This is a genomic window from Streptomyces caeni, assembly GCF_042678285.1.
Taxonomy (GTDB): Bacteria; Actinomycetota; Actinomycetes; order Streptomycetales; family Streptomycetaceae; genus Streptomyces; species Streptomyces caeni.
Genome location: NZ_JBHUDX010000096.1, coordinates 1 through 3,736, shown reverse-complemented (window position 1 = coordinate 3,736; position 3,736 = coordinate 1). Strand labels below are relative to the sequence as shown.

3 protein-coding genes and 1 pseudogene are annotated in these 3,736 nt (G+C 75.1%); 2 read left to right on the top strand and 2 right to left on the bottom strand.

Translation table 11 applies throughout. From position 1 onward, the window contains the following. Positions 1-998 (bottom strand): ROK family transcriptional regulator (locus ACFSL4_RS30845; protein WP_381090142.1); only part of this gene is annotated, 998 nt, incomplete at its 3' end. 138 nt (positions 999-1,136) lie between these two features. Here ACFSL4_RS30845 and ACFSL4_RS30840 point away from each other — a divergent pair. Further along, entirely contained in the window at positions 1,137-2,348 is a 1,212-nt protein-coding gene (locus ACFSL4_RS30840; RefSeq protein WP_381090139.1) for an MFS transporter, read from the top strand. Here the strand turns inward: ACFSL4_RS30840 and ACFSL4_RS30835 are convergent. Then, complete coding sequence (locus tag ACFSL4_RS30835; RefSeq protein WP_381090136.1) at positions 2,308-2,766, bottom strand: acyl-CoA thioesterase; 459 nt, start codon at positions 2,764-2,766, stop codon at positions 2,308-2,310. The two genes, ACFSL4_RS30840 and ACFSL4_RS30835, sit on opposite strands and share 41 nt — an antisense overlap. A gap of 306 nt (positions 2,767-3,072) precedes the next feature. Between ACFSL4_RS30835 and ACFSL4_RS30830 the strand changes: the two are divergent. After that, a pseudogene (locus ACFSL4_RS30830) lies at positions 3,073-3,736 on the top strand (solute carrier family 23 protein); the annotation flags it as partial.

The following is a 3,736-nucleotide window of genomic DNA, read 5'->3' as shown; positions in this document are numbered from 1 at the left end:
TCCCCGCCGCAGCCATCCGGGCTCCTGGCGTCCGGGCCGCCGCCGTCCCGGCTCGCGGTGTCCGGGCCGCCGCCGCCCGGACCCTCGCCGTTCGCGCCTCCCGCCGCCCGCACCGCCCCGCGCACCAGTGCCGCCGCGCGTGGCCCGGGTACCGGCCCCTCCGCCACCAGCCCGTGGGCGTCCGCCAGTTCCGCGATGGCCGCCGCCCCCGCCAGGGAGTGGAACCCGCCCTCGCAGTCCGTCGCCGAAGGCAGCGTCGCGGTGCCGGGCACCGGCAGAAAACCGATCTCGCCGGTGCCGCCCGACGCACCGCGGCGCAGCGCGCCGTCCAGCACCACGGCCGCGCCCGTGCCGTGCCCCAGCCACAGCAGCACGAAGGTGTCCCGGTCGCGGGCGGCGCCCTCGCGCTGTTCGGCCACGGCGGCGAGGTTGGTCTCGTTCTCCACGATCACACGCGCGGGCAGCCGTTCCTGCAGCGCGGCGACCAGTCGGCGATGCCACGGCGGCAGCCCCGAGGAGTCGCGGAGTTCGCCGGTGGCGGGGTCGATCAGACCGGGCGCCCCGATCCCCACCGTGTGCAGCGGCTCGGCGCCGGCCTCCTTCGCGGTGCGCTCGACCAGCGCCACGGCCCGCTCGACCGCGGGCCCCGTGCAGAGGTCGCCGCCGATGGGCACCGACGCCTCCGCGAGCACCCCGCCGACGAGATCCGACACGAGGACGGAGACGCCCTCGGTGCGCACGTCGAGGGCCGCGAGATGGGCACGGCCGGCGATGATCCCGTACAGCCGAGCGTTCGGACCGCGCCGCTGCTCCCCCGACTCCCCCACGACCGCGATCAGCCCGGCGGCGGTAAGCCGTTCGACGAGGTCGGCGACCGTCGGCCGGGACAGTCCGGTGAGCTGCTTCAACCGCCCTGCCGTCAAAGGACCCTCCTGCTGCAGCAGTCGCAGGGCGAGCCGGTCGTTGATGGCCCGGGCGGTGCTCGGGGATGCGGGCATGCCGGGATCCTCCCAGATCGGCGGTGCCGCTCGGCCGGCGGCTCTGAAGCCTCTGTCCGTCTCTATCTATCAGGCAGGGTTCCTGATAGTTTACGCCGAGCGGAGACGGGGCGGGAAACGGACGGGGAGCATCCGAGGATGAGGGAAGTGGTCCATCAGCAGTCCGAGGTGAGGCGCGCCCGGTACGCCGTGGCCGCGGTCTTCGGCGTGCACGGCGCGGTCACCGGCTCGTTCGCCACCCGCGTGCCGTGGATCCAGGAGCACACCCATGCAGGCCCGGGCCAACTCGGGTTGGCGCTCGCGTTCCCCGCGCTCGGCGCGTCCGTCGCGATGCCGCTCGCGGGCCGGATCAGCCACCGTTTCGGCGCCCGCACGGCGCTGCGCGGGCTGCTGTCGCTGTGGACACTGGCCCTGGCCCTGCCGTCCCTCGCGCCGAACCTGCCGACGCTGTGCCTGGCCCTGTTCACGTTCGGCGCCACGGCCGGCATGGCGGACGTGGCGATGAACGCCCTGGGCGTCGAGGTCGAGAACCGCCTCGGCAGGTCGATCATGTCCGGTCTGCACGGCCTGTGGAGCGCCGGCGCCCTGATGGGCTCGGCGGCCGGCACGCTCGCCGCGCACCTGGGCTCGGACGCCCGGCTGCACCACGCCCTGGCGGCCGCGGTCCTGACCGTGCTGGGCCTGGCCGCTTGCACATGGGTCCTCGACCTGCAGCCCGCAGAGGACGAGGAGCCGCCGCCCCGGTTCGCGCTGCCTCCCAGGTCGGCCCTGCTCATCGGCGCGATCGGCTTCTGCGCAGTGTTCGCCGAGGGCGCGAGCCTCGACTGGTCGGCGGTCTATCTGCGCGACCGGCTGGGGAGTTCGGCCGGGCTCGCGGCCGCCTGCACCACGGGCTTCACCGCCACCATGGCGATCGCGCGCGTCGCGGGCGACCGGGTGGTGGACCGGTACGGCGCGGTGCGTACCGTCCGGGCGAGCGGTGCCCTGGCCGCGCTCGGCGGGCTGCTCGTCGTCGCCGCGCGCCACCCGGCGGTGGCGATGGGCGGGTTCGCGCTGATGGGCCTCGGTATCGCGGTCGTGGTCCCGTTGTGCTTCGCGGCGGCGGGCCGCAGCGGCCCCAGCCCGAGCCAGGCCATCGCGGGCGTGGCGACCATCACCTACACCTCGGGCCTGGTGGCACCGGGCGCCATCGGCACACTGGCCCAGGCCACGAGCCTGGTCGTGTCGTTCGGTCTGGTGACGGTGCTGGCCTTCGGGGTCGCGGGGCTCGCCGGGGTGCTCCGGGTGGGCGGCCGCGACCGCCCCAGGGTCAGCTCGCGCGGCGCAGCAGTTCCCGACCCACGGCCCTGAAGGGCTCGCTCCACGGAGTCGGGCGCAGCGTCGCCGCGTCGAGCCGGACGAGGACCCGGGTGCCGTGCGCGTACGTCATCGCTCCGTCGGCCGAGCAGAACCGGAACCCGTAGGTGAGGCCGGTGTTCCCGAGCCGCTCCAGCCACAGGTGCACGGCGTAGGCGCCCGGCCTGTTCACCGGGGCCTCGTAGCCGATCCGCAGTTCCTTGACGGCGTTGCAGAAGTCTCCCGCCGCCTCCCAGTCGCCGTCGAAGCCGAAGCCCCGCTCGTGCCACAGGGCGGTCCAGGCCCGCTCGACCATGACCGGGTAGCGGGCGTTGTGCAGCAGACCGAGCGCGTCCAGGTCGTCGAAGTGGACGACGACGGGGACGAGCCGCCCGTACGACACGACGGGCGCGGCCTGGGTTTCGGCGGTCACGGGCGGGCTCCTGGAAATGGCCTGGGGGCGGGCGCACGGCGTGCGGCCCCGTACGCGACCATGGTAAGCGGTCGCTCAGCGGCCTGGCTCGCAGGTCAGGTGTGCAGAGCACCGGTCCGTTGCCCCTGACAATGGCGCCCACGCCTTCTTCACGGGAACAGACGCGAGGGGCCGGCTCACCGACCACCGGCTGCTGGACGTGTCGGGCGTCGGCAGGCGTCGGCAGGGCGGACCAGTGCCCCGGCGCCCCGGCAGGCAACGTCTGCCCGTCAAGGAGCGGCGTCGTGGGGGCACCGCCCGCTCGAGCGGAGCCGGGTCCCCCGCTACCTGGGCTGTTCGCTCTCCTTCGTGGGCGTGGCCGCGGTGATCCGGGCACAAGGCGGCACCGGCGCGACCGCGACCGGGGCCGTCTTCGTCGTCGGCATCGCACCGTTCCTCGCGGGCCTCGCGGTCCAGCGGTCGGGGCGCGGATCACCCACGCGGCGATGCCGCCGGTCACGACCGGTGCGGTCGTGATGCTCATCGGGTTCAGCCTCGCTCCGGCCGTCGCGACGGGGCGAACGTTGCCTGTCGGGGCACCAGATCGGCCTGCTCGGCGCGCAGATCTGGAGCAACTCCGTGGTGGACCTGTGCAATCCGCTGAATCCGGTGCCGGCGGCGGGCATCGTCGCCGGTGTCGGCGACGTCACCCTGCGGTTCACCGACACGTTCTCGCTGAGCGGCATCGCCCTGGGCACGCTGGTCGTCATCGCCGGCTACCACGGGCTGCGGGCCCTGGTCCCCACGCATCTCACGGCCCGGGAGCCGCTGCTGGACTCGGGCACGTCCTCGTGCGACGAGGAGGGCGCCGCCGGGGACCCGGCCGGCGAGCCGGCCCTTGGGCACGGCACGGGGCGCGGCGCCGGGCTGTCCGCCGGGCGTCGGCGCGCCGGCGCGCCGGCTCGCCGACTCGCCACGAGCGGTGGCCACG

What these genes read in the sequence shown, in the direction of transcription:
- ACFSL4_RS30840 (WP_381090139.1), top strand. Translation starts at nt 1,137, where the DNA reads ATGAGGGAAGTGGTCCATCAGCAGTCCGAGGTGAGGCGCGCCCGGTAC.